Raw genomic sequence first — 18,428 nt, forward strand, 5'->3', positions numbered from 1 at the left:
TTCAGGTGCTCAGGGTCCGCGGTCGGTCAGGTCTGCAGTCATCTCGGGTCCGCGGGCCGGACCGCCGAACCCCACCACACGGTCCGACCCCACCGCGGACCCGACCGCGCGGGCATTCGACGGGAACCGACGAGCGGACCCGACCACCGGCTCAGGCGTGGTGCTCGCGGAAGGCGTCGGTGAGGGTAGGGCCGTCCTCGGCGCCGAGGCGCCAGACGCTCCAGCCGTCGGCGGTGTGCGTGCCCGACACGGCGACGGCGGCGAGGTCCGGGTGGCGGAACCGCGTGCCGTCCGACAGCTCGATGAAGCCGTCGGGCTGGAGGACCGCTTCGAAGCGCTGGCCGCGGCGCGGCCGGGACCACACGAGCTCGCGGGGCGCGCCGAACGCGCGCGCGAGCGCGACGAGGTCGGGGTCGTCGTCGGGACCGAGCGGCACGTCCGCGGGGGGCGGGGGCGGCACGGGGACGACGTCGCGGCTCGCGGACGCGCGCGTGGGCGCCGGGTCGAGGTCGACGGGCGGGTGGTAGGACAGCGGGTCGTACGGCTGCTCGCGCGACGGGCTGCGCTGCTCGCCGTACTCGTGCGTGAGGTACGACTCGCGCGTCCGGATCGACTCACGGGTGCGGATCGACTCGCGCGTGAGGATCGACGTGCGCGGGGTCGACGGCTCGTCGCCGGCCTCGACGGGCCGACGGTCGGCCCAGCCGGCGGACGCGGGCTCGGGCACGGTCCGGGCGGTGAGCGGGTCGTCGAGGGGCACGAAGTCCAGGACGGGAGGCTCGGCGTGCGACGGCGCCGACGGCACGGCGACCGGGGCCAGCGCGGCGAGGGGGCCGGTCTCGTCCGCCGGGGTCGGCGCGATGGCGGTGCCGGCGCGCGGCTCGAGCTCGGCGGCACGACGGCGCTCGGCCCGGGACTGCGCGGCCTGCCGCGTCACCACGGGAAACTTGCCGGTCAGGGCTCGGCCCACGGCGACGCCGTCCGCGAAGTCGGACCCGGGGGCGACGGCGCGGCCCCGGCGGGGCTCGGGTGCCGCGGGTGGTGCGGAGTTGTCGCGCGTCATCGCCAGCGGGGACACGTCGACGAAGCGGCGGCCGTCGGCGCCCTGGACGACGCCGAGGCGCAGGACGGCGACCGGCGAACCGGGCTGGCGCAGGAAGTCGAGCGCGTCCTGGATGCCGGGGGCGGCGCTCGAGCAGATGACGATGAGGCGGGCGCCGGTAGCGCGGGCGGTCGCCTGCGAACGCGTGAGGGGGACGTTGTCGTAGAACGCGGCGACGTCCTGCTGGAACCGCGAGGCGCCGCCGGTGTAGCGGGCGGCGAGCTCGGCGCGCGTCAGGCGCCCGGCTCGGCCGGCATGGTTGAGCGCCGCGGTGAGGGCCTCCTCCGTGAGCTCGGCGGTGACCTCGATGACGACGGGGAGACCGGCCGCGTCGAGCGCGAGGAGGTGGGGCTCGTCGTCGGACGTGCCCTGCGCGACGGGGAAGATCTGCTCGCCCAGCAGCCCCTCGATGTTGCCGTCCACGACGCGCTGCGCGTCGGTCCCGAAGGCTCCTGCCGGCTGGGGCGGCTGGACCAGTACGGGACGCTCGGCGTCCACCTCGAAGAGGGGCATCGGGAGATCTCCTGCGGCAGCGGAACGCGACCTGGGCGGGGGCGTTTGCGCCATAGCCTACGTCGCCGGTCAAGTCCCGCGAACCGGTCGAACCGTCCCCGCCCCGACCCGCAGGTCAGGCGTGCCCGGTCTCCTCCGACTCGGCCGCGAGACGCTCCTCGACCCGCTCGACCTTCCCCGTGAGCTCACCCGTGCGGCCGGGGCGGATGTCCGCCTTGATGACGAGCGAGACCCGGTGCCCGCCCGCGCCGACGGCCTCGGTGGCGCGCTGGATCACCGGCATGACGGTGTCCCAGTCGCCCTCGATCTCGGTGAACATCGCGGTGGTGCGGTTGGGCAGGCCCGACTCGCGGACGATGCGGACGGCCTCGGCGACGGAGTCCGCGACGGACTCGCCGGCACCGAGCGGGGCGACGGAGAAGGCGAAGACGGCCATGGGCCCATGGTGGCACGGGTGCGGCGCCCGAACCGCGGCGGGACCGGACGGGCCCGCACGAGGTCCCGGCGAGGGCCGCCGGGACTCCCCCGCCCCGACGTAGGCTCGTCGTCGTGACAGCAGAACACCGCACCGACCGCGTGACCGTGCTCGCGGGCGGGGTCGGCGGGGCCCGCCTCGCGCACGGCCTCGATCTCGCCGGGGCCGACCTCACGGTCGTCGTCAACGTCGCGGACGACGTCGAGCTGCACGGGCTGTGGATCTCGCCCGACCTCGACACGGTGACGTACACGCTCGCCGGGCTCGCGGACGAGGAGCGCGGCTGGGGCGTGGTCGGCGAGTCGTACGCGGCGCTGGAGGCGATGGGCCGGCTCGGCGAGGACACGTGGTTCACGCTCGGCGACCGCGACCTCGCGACGCACGTCGTGCGGACGGCCCGGCTTCGCGCGGGGTCGTCCCTGACCGCCGTGACCGCGGAGCTCACGACCGCGCTGGGCGTCCGGGCGCGCGTGCTGCCCGTGAGCGACGACCGCGTCGCGACCCTCGTCGACACACCCGCGGGCCGCCTCGGGTTCCAGGAGTACTTCGTGGGGCGACGGCACGCGGACGACGTGCTGGGCCTCGTCTACGACGGCATCGAGGCGGCCCGCCCGGCGCCCGGCGTGCTCGACGCGGTGACCGGCGCCGACGTGGTCGTGGTCGCGCCGTCGAACCCGTTCCTCTCGGTGGAGCCGGTGCTGGGCGTCGCGGGCGTGCGGGACGCGCTCGCGGGGACGACGGCACGGCGCGTCGCGGTGAGCCCGATCGTCGGCGGTCGCGCGATCAAGGGGCCTGCGGCGCAGATCCTCACGACCCTCGGGCACGAGGTCTCCGCGCTCGGCGTCGCGCGCCTGTACGTCGGGCTCGTCGACGTCATGGTGATCGACGACCACGACGCCCGCCTCGCCGACGACGTGCGGGCGCTGGGGATGGACGTCGTCGTCACGGACACCGTCATGGGCGGCGCCGCGGGCCGCGAGCGCCTCGCGCGCACGCTCCTCACGTCGGCGGGGGTCGCTCGTGGGTGACCTCGTGCTGCCCGACGGCGGCGCTCGCCCGGGCGCGCCGGGCCGCCCGGCGCGCGTGGTCGCCGTCGTGCCGTTGCGCGACGGGTCGTCGGGGAAGTCGCGGCTCGCGCACGTCCTCGACCCCGCGTCGCGCAGCAGGCTGGTCGCCGTGCTCGCGCGGCACGTCGTGGGGACGCTGCTCGCGAGCGACGGCGTCGAGCGCGTGGTCGTGGTGACGTCGGACCCGCGATTCACGTGGCGAGCGCTGCGGGACGTCGTGGTGGACGAGTCCGCCGACGCGGCGCACGCAGGGCCCGACGACCTCCCCCTGCTGACCGCCGACGCGGACCGGCTGCGCATCGTGCTCCAGCCCGCGGACCGGCCGGGCCTGGACGCGGCGGTCGACCTCGGCCGGGAGATCGCGTCGGAGGACGCGGCGACCCAGGGCCCGGTGCGGCTCCTCGTGGTGCACGCCGACCTCCCCGCGCTCACGACCGCCGACGTGGCGGCGCTGCTCGCCGAGGACGCCCCGGTCGTCGTCGCGACGGACCGCCGGGGCGCGGGCACGAACCTGCTCGCCCTCGAACCCCCGGCTTCCGCGGGGTTCCGGTTCCGGTTCGGGCCGGATAGCCGTGCGGCCCACGTCGCGGAGGCCGAGCGCCTCGGGCTGCGGGCCGTCGTCGTGCGGCGGCCGGGCACCGCGGTCGACCTCGACACCGTGGAGGACTGGGGCGAGCTGCCCGCGGACGCGCGCGCCGCCGTCGGGCTGCACGTCCCGGCCCTGCGGGACCACGACGCCTGAGCCGTTCCGGGGGCCTGCCTATGACGGCCAGGTGCCGAGGACCTCGACGGGCGCGACGAGGCCGACGCGCACGTCGGCGAGGAGGCGCTGCCACGCGCCCTCGTCGAACGGCGCGGGGCAGTCCAGCGCGAGCACGACGGACTGAGTGGTCGTGCTGCCGTCGAAGTCGGGTACGGCGACGACGCGTGCGGCACCACGCACCTGCACCGGTCCCCGCGGGGTCGCGACCGTCCAGTCCTGCGCGACGGCGTTGACGCCCTGGACGGCCACGCCGTCGGAGCCGACCGGCAGCAGCACGTCGCGCGTCGCGTCGTCCGGGTCGCCGCCGTCCGCGGCGACCGTCTCCGCGAGCAGGGCGGCGGAGGCGTCGCGCGCGCCCGTCGTCGGTGTCTGCGGGTCGCCCGTCCCCCGGGCCGACAGGACGCACCCACCGCTCGCTCCGACGACCTGCCAACCGCCACGCGCGACGAGCGGTGCCGTGCCCGGCGCGGCGCCGAGGCTCGTGATCTCGGGTGCGGACTCCGACGGTTCACCCGGCCCGGCGGAGTGGCCCGCCGTCGGCTCGCCCGGGCCGTCCGGGGCTCCCGGCGCGCCGTCCGGGTCCCCCGTGGTGGTCGGGTCGTCGCTCGGTCCCCCACCGGGCGCCTCCCCCGTCCGCGTCGCGGAGGGCCCGCTCGCGCGCCCCTCGGGCGTCGGGCTCCCCGTGCAGGCACCGGCACCGAGGACGACGACGAGGCCGGCGACGAGCGCACCGGCGCGCAGGCTCGTCCGCGTCACGGCCGGCCTCTCCAGCGGCCGCGGTGCACGACGTCGTCGAGCGGCTTGCGCGCGCGACGGCGCGGCGATCCCGTGGTCGCCCGGTCCGCGGGGTGCCCGACGGCGACGACCCCGGTCGGCGCGTACGCGTCGGGGATGCCGAACGCCGCGCGCAGCCGCGCGACCTCGCCGGGCGCGACGCCGAAGAAGCACGCGCCGAGCCCCTCGTCGACGGCGGTCTGGAGCATGAGCAGCGCCGCCATCCCGGCGTCGACGTGCCAGTACGGCACGGCCCAGCGGTTCTCGTCGCGGTCGGCCCAGCCCTTGTCGTCCTCGGCGTACCGGTCGAGGTAGACGTCCTTCGACGTGAGGACCACGACGAGTACGGGCGCGGAGCGCATCCCGGCGAGCCACGCGCCCATGCTCCGCTCAGGCTGCTCGGGCGAGCTCGCGGACCAGAAGCGCGCGACGTCGTCGGGCTCGGTGAGCACGAGGAACGACCACCCCTGCGCGAACCCCGCGCTCGGGGCGCGGACCGCGTTGCGCACGAGGCGGTCGACCGCGTCCGGCGCGACCGGCTCGTCGGTGAACCGGCGCACCATGCGTCGGCGTCGGACGACGTCCTGGAACTCCACGTGGCCCCCTCGGCACGGTCCGGCAGCAGGTCCCCGCACACTACCGGTGGATGCGCCGCACCATCCGCAGCTCGGCGAGGCGCGGGTCGCTCGGGAGGGGCTTGGTCTCGCCGGTCGGCGCGAATCCCGCGCGCTCGTAGAGCCGGCGCGCGCGGATGTTCGTCGTGGTGACCCACAGCGCGAGCGTCCACGCCCCGAGCTCGGTGGCGAGCGCGTCGGCGGACCGCAGGAGCGCCGCCGCGACGCCGGTGCCCCGCGCGCCCGGGTCGACCCACACGGAGACGAGCTCGGCCGCGGTCGGGTCGTCGGGCGACGGGACGACCGTGGCGACGCCGACCACCACGCCGGCCGCACCGGCACCCCCGACCCGGCCGTCGTCGTCGGGCACGGTCCGCGCGAGGAGCGTGCGACCCTGCGCCGCGCGCTCGCGCCACACGTCGTCGGGGAAGGCGACCTCGCGCGCGAGCGTCGAGCCGAACGCGGACGGGGCGTCCGCGAGCGCCCGCAGACGGACGTCCCGGAGGTCGCGCCAGTCGTCCGGCCGGGCGCGTGCGACGGTCGTGGTGGGCACCGGTCCATCGTGGCAGCCCGGCCCGGCGCCGAGGCACCGGACCGGGCGGGACACGCGAGCGCTCAGGCCGCGTCGAGGCGCGCGCGCAGCTCCGGGTCGAGCTCGAGGTCGGCCGCACCCAGGAGCTCGTCGAGCTGCTCGATCGTGCTCGGCCCGATGATCGGGACCACCGGGTGCTCGCCGCCGAGGAGCCACGCGAGCACGACCTGGTTGGGCGTCGCGCCGAGCTCGCCCGCGACCTCGTGCAGGAGCCGGATGCGCTCGCGCGTGGTCGGGTGGTCGAACCCGTCCCACAGGGGCTTGTCGCGGCGCACGTACGCGCCCTGGAGGATCGGTGAGTAGGCGGTGACGGCGAGCGGCGGGCGCCCGTCGACTCCGGTGGACGCCGCGTAGTCCAGCAGCTCGTACGACGCCCAGTTGCGCCGGCCGACCTCCGGCGTCGGGTAGGCGTAGGTGTAGTTCTGCTGGACGAGCCCGTAGGGCGCGATGCCCTGGCGCAGCGCCTCCTCGCGCGCCTCGACGACGCGCCACAGCGCGACGTTCGAGATGCCCGTGATCCCGACGACGCCCTCGGCCTGGAGCTTGCCGAACGCGCCGACGGTCTCGGCGATCGCCGTGTCGTGGTCGTCGACGTGCCCGTAGAGCACGTCCACGTGGTCGATGCCGAGGTGGCGCAGGCTCTCGTGCGCCTCGTACGCGACGACGTCGGCGCCCAGGCCCTGGAAGTTCGTGGGCTCGACGTTCTGCAGCGGCAGGGCGGGGTCCTTCTTCGCCGCGCCGAGCTTCGTCGCGATGCGGACCTCGTCGCGCACGCCGCGGCTCGCGAGCCAGCGGCCGAGCAGGTCCTCGCTGTCACGGCCGTGGCCGCCGGCCCAGAAGCTGTAGTTGTTCGCCGTGTCGAGGAACGTGCCGCCCGCCTCGAGGTAGCGGTCGAGGATCGCGAACGACGTGTCCTCGTCGACGAGCGTGCCCATGTTCATCGTGCCGAGGCACAGGGTCGACACGTCGAAGGAGGTGCGCCCGTCGCCGATGGTGCGGTACCGCATGGTGGTCTCCCGAGGTTCGTGGTGGACCCGAGTGGTCCGTGGTGGACCCGTGGTCCTGATGACGTGCTCCACGCTACGGACGGATCGGCATGGGTGTACGGTCCGATTCCATGGCCGTCAACCAGACCAATTCGCCCTCGGCCGCACGTCCGGGCACGACGGCGGAGCTCGCCTGGGAGGCCCTCCTCGACCTGGGCGCAGGGCCGAGGTCGCGCGTCGAGCGGCTCGAGCGCGCGGTCCGCGACGCCGTGCACACCGGACGCGTCCCGATCGGGGCGGCGCTCCCGCCGAGCCGCCAGCTCGCCGAGGCGCTCGGGGTGTCGCGATGGGTCGTCACGGAGGCGTACGGCCAGCTCGTCGCCGAGGGCTTCCTCGAGGCGCGCACCGGCTCCGCGACCCGTGTCTCCGCCGCGGCCCGACCGACGACCCCGGGGGGAGCGAGGGTGGGCACGGGTCGTGGCGGGTCCGGCGAGAACCACGAGGAACGAGCGGCGGGCGGTAGACCCGCGCCCGCCGACATGGGCTCCGGGCGGTCGCGCACCGCCGCGCGGGCCCGGTTCGACCTCGCGCCCGGTGTCCCGGACCTCCGGCACGTCCCCCGCGATGCGTGGCTCCGCGCCGCGCGCGAGGCGCTCGGCACGTCAGGCGGCACGGCGTCGAACGACGACCTCGGCCAGCCCTCCCCGGCCGGGCACCCGCACGCGCGGGCCGTCGTCGCCGACCACCTGCGCCGGGCGCGGGTCGCCGCCGCGGCGGACGACGCCGTCGTGCTCACGCGCGGCGCGACCGACGGGATCGCGCGCGTCGCCGCGGCGCTCGTCGAGGCGGGCCACACGCACCTGCTCGTCGAGGACCCGAGCTGGTCGGTGCTGCGCGACGTCGCCGGTCGCGTCGGCCTCACCCCCGTCCCCGTCCCCGTGGACGACGCGGGCGCGGACATCGAGGCGCTCGTCGCGGCGTCGGGGCGGACCGGCGCACGTGCGGCGTTGCTCACGCCCGCGCACCAGTTCCCCACCGGCTCCGCGCTGGCGCCCGAGCGGCGCGAGGCGGTCCTCGGGTGGGCGCGAGCCGTCGACGGCCTCGTGGTCGAGGACGACTACGACGCCGAGTTCCGGTACGACCGCCGGCCCGTCGCCGCGCTCCAGCAGCTCGACCCCGAGCGCGTGGTCCTGCTGGGGTCGGTGAGCAAGACGATGAGCCCGGCGTTCGGCGTCGGGTGGATGGTCGTGCCCGCGCGCTGGCGCGAGTCGGTGATGCGCGCCGCCTCCCCGACGCACGGCGCGGCGGCCGCCCCCTCCACGGTCGACCAGCTCACCTTCGCGCGGTTCGTCGCCTCGGGCGGGTACGACCGGCACCTGCGCGCCGCGCGCGGCCGGTACCGCCGCCGTCGCGACGCCGTGCTCGACGCCCTCGCCCGCGAGCTGCCGGACGCCGCGGTGAGCGGCATCGCGGCGGGCATGCATGCGCTGCTCTCCCTGCCGAGCGCACCGGACGACCCCGCTCCCGACGCCGCGCACGTCGTGCGCGAGGCCGCGCGGCGCGAGGTGACCGTCGTCGACCTGCGCCGCTACCAGGTCCGCCCCGCCGACCGGTCGACGACCCTCGTGCTCGGGTACGGCAACCTCGCCGACGCCCGCGTCGACGAGGCCGTCGCGCGCCTCGCCGACGCGGTCCGCAGCGCCCGCAGGACCGGCGTCAGCCCTTCAGCACGGTGACGAGCGCGGAGAGCGGCGCCGGGAGGTCGCGCGCTCGGTGCTCGTCCACCCACGCACCCCGCACGACCTCGCTCCAGGCAGGCTCCGCCCGGCACCGTGCGGCGATGCGACCGGCAAGGTCGGGCCGACCGACGATCGCCTCCTCGACCGGCCCCGCCCCGAGCCGCGTAACGAGGCGCTCGTCCCCGCGTGCGACGGCCTGCGCGACGAGCGCGTCGAGCAGCGGCAACGGATCAGCGTCGTGCTCCACGCGGCTCCGTACCTCTTCCGAGACTCCGACTTCCGCCTCCGCCCGCAGACGCTCGGCACGCGTGCCCTCGGTCAGCAGGAGCCAGCTCAGATAGCGGCGCGCGAGGCCCTCGACGGTCTCTCGGTCGTGCGGGGCTGCGTGGCCGGCGTCATCGCCTTCCTCGGGGAGCATCACGAGCCGATCGTGCCACGGGGCAGGCACGAGCAAGACGGGGCCGGGTCGGCACACGAGCAGGGCATGGAGACGACATCGCGTCGCAACCCCCGCCCGTCCGGGACGACGGTGGCGCTCGCCCTGGGCGGGTTGCTCGCCGTCTCGTCCGGAGCGGGCGCGTGCGCACCCGCGGGCGTGTCGTGGCCGGTCGCCGGGCTGTCGGACGCGCGGGACCGGTGGGCCGCGGCGGGGTACGACGACTACGCGTTCACGCTCACGTCGTCGTGCGGCGAGCGGAACCTCGTCGGGGACTTCGACGTCGAGGTCGCCGGCGGCGAGGTCGTCGCGGTCGCCGCGAGCCTCGCGCACCTGGAGATGACCCCCGAGTCCTACGTCGAGAGCGGGGGCCGCACGATCGACGGGTTCCTCGACCTCGTCGACGAGCGGCACGACGACGTCACCGACGTGGCGTTCGACGACGTTCTCGGGTACCCGACGTCGCTCACGCTCGACCCGATGCCGCGCGCGATCGACGACGAGGAGTGCTACACGATCACGGACGTGCACCCCGCGCGCGGCTGACGGCCGCCCACCCGGGCGACCGCTCGCCGTCGGGCGGCACGGCCGACGGTCAGAGCCGCTCGGCGAGCAGCTCGACGAGGGCCTTGCCCTGCACGCCGGCGAGGTCGTCGGCCTGCGTGCGGCACGAGAACCCGTCCGCGAGGTACACGTCGCCCGGGGCGGCGTCGCGCAGCGCGGGCAGCAGAGCGTTCTCCGCGACCGCGACCGACGTCTCGTAGTGGCCCTTCTGCATGCCGAAGTTGCCCGCGAGCCCGCAGCAGCCGGCGAGGACCTTGATCGTCGCGCCCGCGTCGCGCAGCAGCCGCTCGTCGGCGGCGAAGCCCATCACCGAGTGCTGGTGGCAGTGCGGCTGCACGACGGCGGTCACGTCCGACAGGTCCGGCACGCGCCACCCGGACTCGCGCCCGGGCGCGGTGTCCACGGACGTGAGGAGCTCGGCGAGCGTGCGCGTCGCGGCGGAGACCGCCTGGGCGCGCGGGTCGTCGGGGAAGAGGTCCACGAGGTCGGAGCGCAGCACCGCGGTGCACGAGGGCTCGAGCCCCATGATCGGGATGCCGTTCACGGCGTACGGGCCGAGCACGGACAGCAGGTTCTCCAGGCGCTTGCGCGCGCCGTCGAGCTGGCCCGTGCTGATCCACGTGAGGCCGCAGCACGCCTGCTCGTCGGGCACGACGACGTCGTACCCGGCCGCGGTGAGCACCTTGACGGCCGCCTGCGGCACGCCCGGCGACATGTTGTCGCTGAACGAGTCCGTCCACAGCACGACCTTGGGGCGCTCGTCGCGCACGGGGTGGCCGGGCCGCTCGCCGATGCGCAGGCCGGGCACGCCCTGGGTCGCGCCGCCGCGCTTCCACCACGTGCGGAAGGGCACCTCGGCGAACGTCGTCATCGAGCGGCGCGTGTCCATGCCGCCCGCCCACAGGACCGTCTTCGCGAGCGGCCGGAACCCGAGCAGCTTGTTGGCCAGGCGGGGCATCCCCGTCGCGAGCCGCGCCCAGACCGGGAGCCAGCCGAGCGAGTAGTGGTCGACCGGTCGCAGCTTGCCGCGGTACGTACGGTAGAGGACCTCGGACTTGTACTGCGCCATGTCGACGCCCGCGGGGCAGTCGCTCGAGCACGCCTTGCACGACAGGCACAGGTCGAGGGACTCGCGCACCTCCGGTGCCGCGAGGCCACCCACGAGGGTGCCGTTCACGGCCTCCTGGAGCACGCGAGCGCGGGCGCGCGTGACGTCCTTCTCGTCCTTGGTCGCCTGGTACGACGGGCACATGAACCCCCCCGCCGCGCTGTTGTCGGCGCGGCACTTGCCGACGCCGACGCAGCGGTGCACGGCCTGCGTCATGTCGCCGTGGTCGTGCGCGAACGAGAAGCCCTGGTAGCCGGCGCGGCGCGAGATCGTGGTGACCTTCGCGGGCGCGGCCGTGCTCGTCCCGGGCGTGCCCGGCGCGCCGACCTTCGACAGCAGCGGGTGCGCGTGCGGGCGGCGCAGGTCGTCGTCGACCGCGCTCGGGCGCACCACGACGCCAGGGTTCATGACGTCCTGCGGGTCGAACAGCGCCTTGAACCGCTCCATGAGCGCGATCGCCTCGGGGCTGTACATGACCGGCAGCAGCTCCGAGCGTGCGCGGCCGTCGCCGTGCTCGCCCGAGAGCGAGCCGCCGTACTTCGCGACGAGCTCGGCCGCCTCCAGCATGAACGTGCGCAGCACCGACCCCGACGCCTCGAGCGGGATGTCGATGCGCAGGTGCACGCAGCCGTCGCCGAAGTGCCCGTACGGCAGGCCGTCGGCGCCGTAGCGCGCCATGAGCGCGTCGAGGTCGCGCAGGTAGTCGCCGAGCTTCTCCGGCGGGACGGCGGAGTCCTCCCAGCCCGGCCACGCCTGCTCGCCCGCGGGCGTGCGCCCGGCGAGCCCCGCGCCGTCGGCCCGGATCTGCCACATCTTGGTCGCGTCGGGCCCTGCGGGCAGGATCATCGTGGCCTCGCTGCCCGACGCCGCGACGATCGCCTCCGCGTTCGCCATCGCCTCCTCGGGCGTCGCGCCCCCGACCTCGACCATGAGCCAGCCCGCGCCGGGCGGCAGCGGCGGGACGGACTGCGCGCCCTTGGCGCGGCGCACGACGTCGACCAACCGCGCGTCGAGGCCCTCGACCGCGAGCGGGCTGAGGTTCAGGAAGGTCGGGACGTCGTCGGCCGCCGAGGGCATGTCCGGGTAGCCCAGCACGACGAGCGTCGGCTTGGACGGCACCGGGACCAGGCGGACCGTGGACTCGAGGATCGTCACGAGCGTGCCCTCGGTGCCGACGAGCGCCTTCGCGAGGTCCGACCCGTTCTCCGGCAGCAGGTGCTCGAGCGAGTACCCCGACACCTGGCGCCCGAAGCGCCCGAACTCCGTGCGGATCAGCGCGAGGTTCTCGCGGACGAGCTCTGCGAGACCCGGGACGTCGGCGAACGTCGGGTCGCCCTTGCCCGCGGTGAAGCGGCGGCCGCGGCCGTCGACGACGTCGAGCTCGATGACGTTGTCGACCGTGCGCCCGTAGGCGACCGCGTGCGGACCGCACGCGTTGTTGCCGATCATGCCGCCGAGCGTGGCGCGGTTCTGCGTGGACGGGTCCGGCCCGAACCGCAGGCCGTGCGGAGCCGCCTCCTGCTGGAGCGCCGACATGACGACGCCCGGCTCGATGCGCGCCGTGCGCGCCTCCGGGTCCACGTCGAGCACGCGGTTCACGTGCCGCGTGAAGTCGAGCACCACGCCCGGGCCGATCGAGTTGCCCGCCACCGACGTGCCCGCGCCGCGCGCCGTGACCGGGACCTCGAGCTCGCGCAGCACGTCGAGCGCCGCGACGACGTCGTCCGCGTCCTGGGGGTACACCACGGCCTCGGGCACGACGCGGTAGTTCGACGCGTCCGTCGAGTACTCGGCCCTGCGCCGCGTCGAGGAGTCGACCGCGCCGCGCACGACCGTCCGCAGCGCCTCGGCGAGCGCCGTGCGCGCGACGTCGGCCGCACGTTCGGCCTCGCGGAGAGCGGCCGCGCGCTCCGCCTCCGGCGACGTCGTCGCACGGGAGCCGGACCGCCGCGAACCGTTCCCGTCGTGCTGCGGGGCGGGGGTCGGGGTGGCGTCGATCTCAGCGGACACGTCGCGATTGTCGCACCCTCGCCCCCGGACCCTCCGGACGGTCCGCCCCCTGACCCCCGATCGGCGCTCGATCATGCCGTTGTCGCCCGCCGACCATGCGGTTGTGGCCCGTCAGAGGCTCCGGACGAGCCGCAACCGCATGGTCGGCCGGTCCTCTCGCGAGTCGAGCGGTCAGAGGACGAGCTCCGGTTGGAGCTTCTTGATGGTCCAGACGCGCTGCTTGCGGGCCGCGAGGGTCGTCAGAGCGAGGGCTCCGGCCAGGACGACGACGAGCACCGTGACGTCGCGCGTCACCGTGGCCATGTTGCCCCCGTAGAGGAGCTGGCGCAGGCCCTCGACGGCGTAGGTCATAGGCAGGAACTGGTGCATCGAGCGCAGCGGCTGCGGGATGGTCTGCCACGGGAACGTGCCGCCCGCGGTGACGAGCTGGACGAGCATGAGCACGAGCCCGAGGAACTGCCCGGCGGCGCCGAGCCAGACGTTGAGCGCCTGGAGGATCGCGACGAACGTCGCGGAGACCAGCACGAGGAACAACGCGGTCCCCACGCCGTGCACGGGGTCGATGTCGAGCGCGAACTTGGTCACCGTGAACATCGCGGCAACCTGCACGACGCCGATCGCGGCCGGGGTGAGCCACCCGCCCAGGGCGGTGGCCAGGCCGGACCGCCCGGCGGCGAGGGCGCGCGAGGACAGCGGGCGCACGAGCAGGAAGAGCACGTAGGCGCCGATCCAGGTCGCGAGCGACAGGAAGAACGGCGCGAGCCCGCCGCCGTAGGTGCCCGCGGACGACAGCGCCTCGTTCTGCACGGACACCGGGTTGCCGATGGTCTCGGCCGTGTCCTGACGCGTCTGCTCGTCGAGGTCCGGCACCTGGCCGAGGCCGTCGGCGAGCCCGTCGCGGAGCTGCGTGACGCCGTCGACGAGCTCGCCCGAGCCGTCGCGCAGCTGCGACGTGCCGTCTGCGAGCGAGGTGGCCCCGTCGGACACCTGGCGCGTGCCGTCGGCGAGCTGCGAGACGCCGTCCACGAGCTGCGGGGTCGCGGCGGCGAGCTGCCCGGTGCCGTCGGCGAGGCGGTCCGCGCCGTCGGCGGCCGTGGCAATCCCGGCAGTGAGCTGGGGCGTCGCGGCCGCGAGGCGGGCCGCGCCGTCGGACACCTGGCGCGAGCCGTCGGCGAGCTGGTCGAGCTTCCTGGAGGCCGCGGTCACCTGGTCGACGGCGCCCTGGACCTGCTCGCGCTGCTGGTCGAGCACGGGCGCGACCTGCGACCGCACCTGGTCGGCCGTCGCCTGGTCGAGGACGCCGTCGGCGACGAGCTGGTCGAGCTGCGCGTCGACGTCGCCGCGGATCGCGTCGAGCGCCGGGAGCACCTGGCCCGCCGCGTCGGCGGCCTGCTGCCCGTACTGCGCGACCTGCGCGTTCCCGTCTGCGACCTGCGCCGCGCCGTCGGCGAGCTGCTGCGTCTGGTCGGGCAGCGACGACGTCGCGCCGCGGAGCGTCCCGAGCCCGGAGGCCAGGGACTCGGCACCGTCGTCGAGCTGCCCGACGGCGTCCGCGAGCGTCCCGGTGCTCGCGTCGAGGCGCTCGGCGCCGTCGGCGGCCTGGCCCGCGCCGGTGGCGAGCGTGTGCGCGCCGTCGTCGGCGGTCACGAGGCCGTCGCGGAGCTGCGTGGCCCCGTCGAGGAGCTGGTCCGCACCGTCGACGGCGTCGGCGAGGTTGGTGTGGATGGAGGCGAAGCCGCGCAGGAACGTGTCCGCGGCCTCGGTGCCGACCTGCTCGGCGATCGAGTCGCGCACCGTGCCGACGATCTGGTCCGCGATGGTGCGCGCGAGGTAGTTGTTCGCGTCGTTGGTGATGAGCGTGAGGCTCGCCTGCTGGGGCTCGAACTCGCCCGCGGACGCGAGGTCGGCGGAGAACGTCGGGCCGATGACGAGCGCGGCGTCGTACCGCCCGGACCGCACGCCGTACTCGGCGTCGACCTGGCTCGTCTCGACCCAGCCGAACCCGCCGTCGTCGAGGAGCTGGTCGGCGACGTCGCGGCCGAAGTGGCGCTCCGTCGTCGTGCCCGTCCCCCCTGGGGCCGAGGCGTCCGTGGTCGTGGTGCCCTCGTCGAGCACCACGAGCGCGGCCGGGATCTGGTCGAGCTTGTCGTACGGGTCGTGGTTCGCGAACAGGTACAACCCGGCGTAGAGGGTGGGGATGAGCGCCATCGCCAGGATGGCGAGGCGCGGCAGCGTGCCGGCGGCGAGGCGGCGCAGCTCGGACAGCCCGAGGCGGATCGCGGTCATCGGCCCTCCTCGGGGTCGTCCTGGGCGTCGGCCCACTTGTCGAACCCGGGATCGTTCCTCAGGTCGTCGCCCGCCTGGGGAGCGGCCCCGGGTTCGGCAGCAGCGGGTGCCTCGACCGGGTCCGGGTCGGGCGGCGGGGTGGGGCGGGTGCGGAGCACGACGACGGGCGGCTCGTGGATCGAGGCGCCACGGGCCGGGGGCAGGTCGACGCCGAGGTCGCGGGCCGACGCGCGCGTGCACTGCACGAGGACGCCGTAGCCCGCGCCGGCGAGAGACTGCGCGACCTCCCACCAGCCCGACGGCTCGCCCCCGTGGCGGTCCGGGAGGGTGAGCACGAGGAAGCGGACGTCGGGGCCCTCTGCCGCGAGCGCCGCGAGCAGGGCGGTGCGCACGACCCCGGGGACCTGGTCGAGGCGCCGGGCGCGGTCGGCGGTGAGCGAGTGGTCGGCGAGCCAGCGCGTCACGTCGGAGGGCAGCGACCGTCGCCCGGCGAGCGCGAGGCCCTCGGCGACGACGTCGGAGACGGTGAGCGCGTCGTCGGGCTCGCTGATGCCGGGGACGTCGACGACGGCGGTCACGTCCCGCAGGGTCGCGGCGGCGCCGCGGGACGTGCGCCCGGCGCGGCGCGACGGCGTGCTCGCCGGCAGCAGCCGGACCTCGCCCGCGGACGGGTCGAACCGTCCGGTCGCGACGAGCGCGAGCGCGGTGTGCCCGTGCCCGGGCTCGCCCGCGACGAGCACGCACTCGCCCGTGGACCAGGCGAGGTCCATCGGCTCGAGCATCGGCTCGCGCCGTCCGTCGACGCGGACGTCCGTCAGCGTGATCTGCATCCCGGCTCTTCCCTCTCGTGGGTCCCCGGTCCTCACCGAGGACGCCGTTGACTCACGGTCAACAACGCTACGCCTCTTGTTGACTCGTGGTCAACAACGGCGTACAACGGATGTCATGCCCCGCACGCCCGCCCCCTCCGTCGATCCCCCGCCCCCCGCCGAGGCGACGGGCCAGCCGCACGGCTCCCGGCGCCGTCGCGAGCCCGCCGACCGCCGCCGCGAGCTGCTCGACGCCGCCGCGCAGCAAGCCGACGAGCACGGCCTGGACTCGCTCACGCCCGCGGCCGTCGCCGCACGCGCCGGGGCGTCCAAGGCGCTCGTCTTCCACTACTTCGGGTCCACCGCCGGGCTGCGCCGGGCCGTCGCGCTCGAGGCCGTGGCGGGGCTCGAGGCGGCGACCGTCGCACCGGACGATCGTCCCCTCGTGGAGCGCCCGGCGCTCGCCGTCGCGTCGTTCCTCGACGCGGTCGAGTCCCGGCGCCTCGTCTGGCAGGACCTCTGGCGGGGCGCGCTCGGCGAGGACGACGCGACGCAGGACGCGCTCGCGCGCGTCCGCGAGGGTCTCGTCGCCCGCCTGACCTCGACGGTCGCCGCGACGACGGCCGGCTCGCCCCTGGCCTCGCCGCGCCTGCGGCTCATCGCGGCGGGCTGGGTCGCGCTCGTCGAGAACGTCACCGCCGCGTGGCTCGGGGGAAGCGACCTGTCGCGCGCGGAGATCGAGCGGCTCGTCCTCGCGAGCACCGTCGTCCTCGTGCCCGAGCTCCCCGAGCCCGCGCGCGGCGCCGTCCTCGCCATCGCCCGGGCGAACTCGGGCGCGGCGGGCTAGCGTCAGGAGAGCGCCCGCCGAACTCGTGCACAGGGGGCGCGGACGAGGTCGGGAGGCAGCGCATGCGCGTGGTGGTCGTCGGGGCGAGCGGGAACGTCGGCACGGCGGTGCTGCGCCGGCTCGCGGCCGAACCCGTCGTGACGTCCCTCGTGGCCGTCGCTCGACGCGTGCCGCGCGCCGACGGCTCGAGCACCGTGCGGGCCCCGCACGACGCGGCGACGTGGCGGTACGCGGACGTCGCCGCGGCCGACGCGGACGAGCGGCTCGACGCCGCGCTCGCCGGGGCGGACGTCGTCGTGCACCTCGCGTGGGCGATCCAGCCGAGCCACGACCGCAAGCGCCTGCGCCGGGTCAACGTCGAGGGGACACGGCGAGTGGTCGAGGCCGCGCAGCGGGCCGGGGTCGCGCACCTCGTCGTCGCGTCGTCGGTCGGCGCGTACTCGCCCGCCCCGTACGCGGGCGACGCGCGCGACACCCCGGTCAACGAGGGCTGGCCCGTCGAGGGCGTGCCCGGCTCGTCGTACTCCGAGGACAAGGCGGCCGTGGAGTCGCTCCTCGACGAGGTCGACCGCCACAGCGGGATCGTCGTCTCGCGCGTCCGCTCGGCCCTGGTGTTCCAGCGCGACGCCGCCTCCGAGATCACGCGGTACTTCCTCGGCCCGTTCGGCACGCGGGTGCTCCGCCGGGCGCCCCTGCCCACCGTCCCGCTGCCCGACGGCCTGCGGCTCCAGGTGGTGCACGCCGAGGACGTCGCCGAGGCGTACGCGCGCATCGTGGTCGGCCGGCACCCGGGGCCGTTCAACGTCGCCCACCCCACGGTGCTCACGCCGCAGGACGTGGCGGACGTCGTCGCGGACGGCTCGCTGCGCACCGTCCCCTACGGGACGGCGCGGACGGCCGTCGCCGCCGCCTGGCGCGCCCGCCTCGTGCCGGTCGGCGAGGGCTGGCTCGACATGGCGATGCGCGCGCCGGTGCTGGACACGAGCCTCGCCGGGGAGCTCCTGCGGTGGCACCCGGCCCACGGCGCGAAGGACACGCTCGCCGAGCTCGTCGACGGGATCCGCGACGGCGCGGGGACCTCGACCCCGCCGCTCCTCCCCCGCTGACCCCCATCCGCGCCTCGACCCGTGCCGGGCACGACTGAGGGCCGCCGTCCGGGGACAGCGACCCTCAGGTCGTGCTCGGCGAGGTGGTACCCGTGCGTCAGCTCTCGAGCGCGGCGTCCAGCGTGATCGTCGGGACGCTCGCGAGCGCCTTCGACACGGGGCACGTCGCCTTCGCCGTCTCGGCCGCCTGCTGGAACCCGGCCTCGTCGATGCCCTCGACCTCGCCCCGGACCGTGAGCGCGATCGTCGGGATCTGGAAGCCGCCGGCGGGGTCCGGCGCGAGCGTGACCTCGGCGGTCACCTCGAGCGAGACGGGCGTCGCGCCGGCCTCGGCGAGCACCGCCGAGAACTGCATGGCGTAGCAGGACGAGTGCGCGGCGGCGATGAGCTCCTCGGGGCTCGTGACGCCGCCCGCGTCGTCTGCGGCGCGGCGCGGGAACGAGACGTCGTACGTGCCGACCTTCGAGCTCGACAGCTCGACCTGGCCCTGACCGTCCTGCAGTCCACCGTTCCAGGCGGTACGAGCGATACGCGTGGGCATGCGAGATCTCCTTCGACGTCGGGGTGCCCGGGAGGGACCGGGCTCGTCCCGACCGTAACGCCCCGCGGGCCCGCCTGCCCCCGAGCGCGGCGCACG

The 18,428-nt window shown here is 75.8% G+C and carries 17 protein-coding genes; 6 read left to right on the forward strand and 11 right to left on the reverse strand.

Annotation, left to right across the window (positions count from 1 at the left end; all coding sequences use genetic code 11):
* Positions 1 to 151 precede the first annotated feature (151 nt).
* A complete protein-coding gene (locus ACN9MS_RS16850; RefSeq protein WP_426309579.1) occupies positions 152 to 1,615 on the reverse strand; it encodes a hypothetical protein in 1,464 nt (487 codons plus the stop codon).
* A gap of 115 nt (positions 1,616 to 1,730) precedes the next feature.
* Positions 1,731 to 2,051 carry an MTH1187 family thiamine-binding protein gene (locus tag ACN9MS_RS16855; protein ID WP_064316860.1) on the reverse strand — a complete coding sequence of 107 codons (321 nt, stop codon included), beginning with the start codon at positions 2,049 to 2,051 and terminating at the stop codon, positions 1,731 to 1,733.
* 113 nt (positions 2,052 to 2,164) lie between these two features.
* Here ACN9MS_RS16855 and cofD point away from each other — a divergent pair, with 113 nt between their 5' ends.
* Both cofD and cofC read left to right on the forward strand, forming a co-directional pair.
* Positions 2,165 to 3,118, forward strand: coding sequence for a 2-phospho-L-lactate transferase (gene cofD / locus ACN9MS_RS16860; protein WP_426309580.1), 954 nt, complete (start codon positions 2,165 to 2,167; stop codon positions 3,116 to 3,118).
* The gene (gene cofC, locus ACN9MS_RS16865) at positions 3,111 to 3,899 is read left to right on the forward strand and encodes a 2-phospho-L-lactate guanylyltransferase (protein ID WP_426309581.1); all 789 of its coding nucleotides are present in this window, start codon (positions 3,111 to 3,113) and stop codon (positions 3,897 to 3,899) included. Before cofD ends, cofC begins: the two co-directional genes overlap by 8 nt.
* Positions 3,900 to 3,917: 18 nt before the next feature.
* Here cofC and ACN9MS_RS16870 read toward each other — a convergent pair whose 3' ends face one another.
* From ACN9MS_RS16870 to ACN9MS_RS16885, 4 genes are all read right to left on the reverse strand, one after another.
* Positions 3,918 to 4,676: a hypothetical protein gene (locus ACN9MS_RS16870; protein ID WP_426309582.1), complete on the reverse strand. Its 759-nt coding sequence runs from the start codon at positions 4,674 to 4,676 to the stop codon at positions 3,918 to 3,920.
* The gene (locus ACN9MS_RS16875; protein ID WP_426309583.1) at positions 4,673 to 5,290 is read right to left on the reverse strand and encodes a nitroreductase family protein; all 618 of its coding nucleotides are present in this window, start codon (positions 5,288 to 5,290) and stop codon (positions 4,673 to 4,675) included. Before ACN9MS_RS16875 ends, ACN9MS_RS16870 begins: the two co-directional genes overlap by 4 nt.
* A 40-nt stretch (positions 5,291 to 5,330) precedes the next feature.
* Positions 5,331 to 5,861: a GNAT family N-acetyltransferase gene (locus ACN9MS_RS16880; protein WP_426309584.1), complete on the reverse strand. Its 531-nt coding sequence runs from the start codon at positions 5,859 to 5,861 to the stop codon at positions 5,331 to 5,333.
* A gap of 62 nt (positions 5,862 to 5,923) precedes the next feature.
* A complete protein-coding gene (locus tag ACN9MS_RS16885) occupies positions 5,924 to 6,907 on the reverse strand; it encodes an aldo/keto reductase (RefSeq protein ID WP_426309585.1) in 984 nt (327 codons plus the stop codon).
* Between the two features lie 110 nt (positions 6,908 to 7,017).
* Here ACN9MS_RS16885 and ACN9MS_RS16890 point away from each other — a divergent pair, with 110 nt between their 5' ends.
* Entirely contained in the window at positions 7,018 to 8,622 is a 1,605-nt protein-coding gene (locus ACN9MS_RS16890) for a PLP-dependent aminotransferase family protein (RefSeq protein ID WP_426309586.1), read from the forward strand.
* On the opposite strand, the gene ACN9MS_RS16895 is transcribed toward ACN9MS_RS16890, so the two are convergent.
* On the reverse strand, positions 8,603 to 9,046 hold the full coding sequence (locus ACN9MS_RS16895) for a hypothetical protein (protein ID WP_426309587.1): 444 nt from the start codon (positions 9,044 to 9,046) through the stop codon (positions 8,603 to 8,605). The genes ACN9MS_RS16890 and ACN9MS_RS16895 overlap by 20 nt on opposite strands.
* Positions 9,047 to 9,109: 63 nt before the next feature.
* Here ACN9MS_RS16895 and ACN9MS_RS16900 point away from each other — a divergent pair, with 63 nt between their 5' ends.
* Positions 9,110 to 9,607 (forward strand): DUF6174 domain-containing protein, encoded by a 498-nt coding sequence (locus tag ACN9MS_RS16900; RefSeq protein WP_426309588.1) that lies wholly within the window; start codon positions 9,110 to 9,112, stop codon positions 9,605 to 9,607.
* 49 nt (positions 9,608 to 9,656) lie between these two features.
* On the opposite strand, the gene ACN9MS_RS16905 is transcribed toward ACN9MS_RS16900, so the two are convergent.
* The 3 genes from ACN9MS_RS16905 to ACN9MS_RS16915 all read right to left on the reverse strand — a co-directional run bounded on the left by ACN9MS_RS16905 (position 9,657) and on the right by ACN9MS_RS16915 (position 15,859).
* Positions 9,657 to 12,575, reverse strand: a complete 2,919-nt coding sequence (locus ACN9MS_RS16905) for an FAD-binding and (Fe-S)-binding domain-containing protein (protein ID WP_426311921.1) — start codon at positions 12,573 to 12,575, stop codon at positions 9,657 to 9,659.
* Between the two features lie 339 nt (positions 12,576 to 12,914).
* On the reverse strand, positions 12,915 to 15,029 hold the full coding sequence (locus ACN9MS_RS16910) for a YhgE/Pip family protein (protein WP_426309589.1): 2,115 nt from the start codon (positions 15,027 to 15,029) through the stop codon (positions 12,915 to 12,917).
* Positions 15,026 to 15,859, reverse strand: a complete 834-nt coding sequence (locus ACN9MS_RS16915) for a hypothetical protein (RefSeq protein WP_426309590.1) — start codon at positions 15,857 to 15,859, stop codon at positions 15,026 to 15,028. Before ACN9MS_RS16915 ends, ACN9MS_RS16910 begins: the two co-directional genes overlap by 4 nt.
* Before the next feature lie 115 nt (positions 15,860 to 15,974).
* Here ACN9MS_RS16915 and ACN9MS_RS16920 point away from each other — a divergent pair, with 115 nt between their 5' ends.
* Both ACN9MS_RS16920 and ACN9MS_RS16925 read left to right on the forward strand, forming a co-directional pair.
* Positions 15,975 to 16,685 carry a TetR/AcrR family transcriptional regulator gene (locus ACN9MS_RS16920; protein WP_426309591.1) on the forward strand — a complete coding sequence of 237 codons (711 nt, stop codon included), beginning with the start codon at positions 15,975 to 15,977 and terminating at the stop codon, positions 16,683 to 16,685.
* Between the two features lie 62 nt (positions 16,686 to 16,747).
* Complete coding sequence (locus ACN9MS_RS16925) at positions 16,748 to 17,791, forward strand: NAD-dependent epimerase/dehydratase family protein (protein WP_378234669.1); 1,044 nt, start codon at positions 16,748 to 16,750, stop codon at positions 17,789 to 17,791.
* 97 nt (positions 17,792 to 17,888) lie between these two features.
* On the opposite strand, the gene ACN9MS_RS16930 is transcribed toward ACN9MS_RS16925, so the two are convergent.
* A complete protein-coding gene (locus ACN9MS_RS16930) occupies positions 17,889 to 18,332 on the reverse strand; it encodes an OsmC family peroxiredoxin (protein WP_064316525.1) in 444 nt (147 codons plus the stop codon).
* Between the last annotated feature and the right edge of the window lie 96 nt (positions 18,333 to 18,428).

It is taken from the genome of Cellulosimicrobium sp. E-16 (genome assembly GCF_049913115.1).
GTDB lineage: Bacteria > Actinomycetota > Actinomycetes > Actinomycetales > Cellulomonadaceae > Cellulosimicrobium.

What these genes read in the sequence shown, in the direction of transcription:
- ACN9MS_RS16885 (WP_426309585.1), bottom strand. Translation starts at nt 6,907, where the DNA reads ATGCGGTACCGCACCATCGGCGACGGGCGCACCTCCTTCGACGTGTCG.
- ACN9MS_RS16900 (WP_426309588.1), top strand. Translation starts at nt 9,110, where the DNA reads ATGGAGACGACATCGCGTCGCAACCCCCGCCCGTCCGGGACGACGGTG.
- ACN9MS_RS16890 (WP_426309586.1), top strand. Translation starts at nt 7,018, where the DNA reads ATGGCCGTCAACCAGACCAATTCGCCCTCGGCCGCACGTCCGGGCACG.
- ACN9MS_RS16855 (WP_064316860.1), bottom strand. Translation starts at nt 2,051, where the DNA reads ATGGCCGTCTTCGCCTTCTCCGTCGCCCCGCTCGGTGCCGGCGAGTCC.
- ACN9MS_RS16920 (WP_426309591.1), top strand. Translation starts at nt 15,975, where the DNA reads ATGCCCCGCACGCCCGCCCCCTCCGTCGATCCCCCGCCCCCCGCCGAG.
- ACN9MS_RS16930 (WP_064316525.1), bottom strand. Translation starts at nt 18,332, where the DNA reads ATGCCCACGCGTATCGCTCGTACCGCCTGGAACGGTGGACTGCAGGAC.
- ACN9MS_RS16925 (WP_378234669.1), top strand. Translation starts at nt 16,748, where the DNA reads ATGCGCGTGGTGGTCGTCGGGGCGAGCGGGAACGTCGGCACGGCGGTG.
- ACN9MS_RS16850 (WP_426309579.1), bottom strand. Translation starts at nt 1,615, where the DNA reads ATGCCCCTCTTCGAGGTGGACGCCGAGCGTCCCGTACTGGTCCAGCCG.
- ACN9MS_RS16915 (WP_426309590.1), bottom strand. Translation starts at nt 15,859, where the DNA reads ATGCAGATCACGCTGACGGACGTCCGCGTCGACGGACGGCGCGAGCCG.
- ACN9MS_RS16910 (WP_426309589.1), bottom strand. Translation starts at nt 15,029, where the DNA reads ATGACCGCGATCCGCCTCGGGCTGTCCGAGCTGCGCCGCCTCGCCGCC.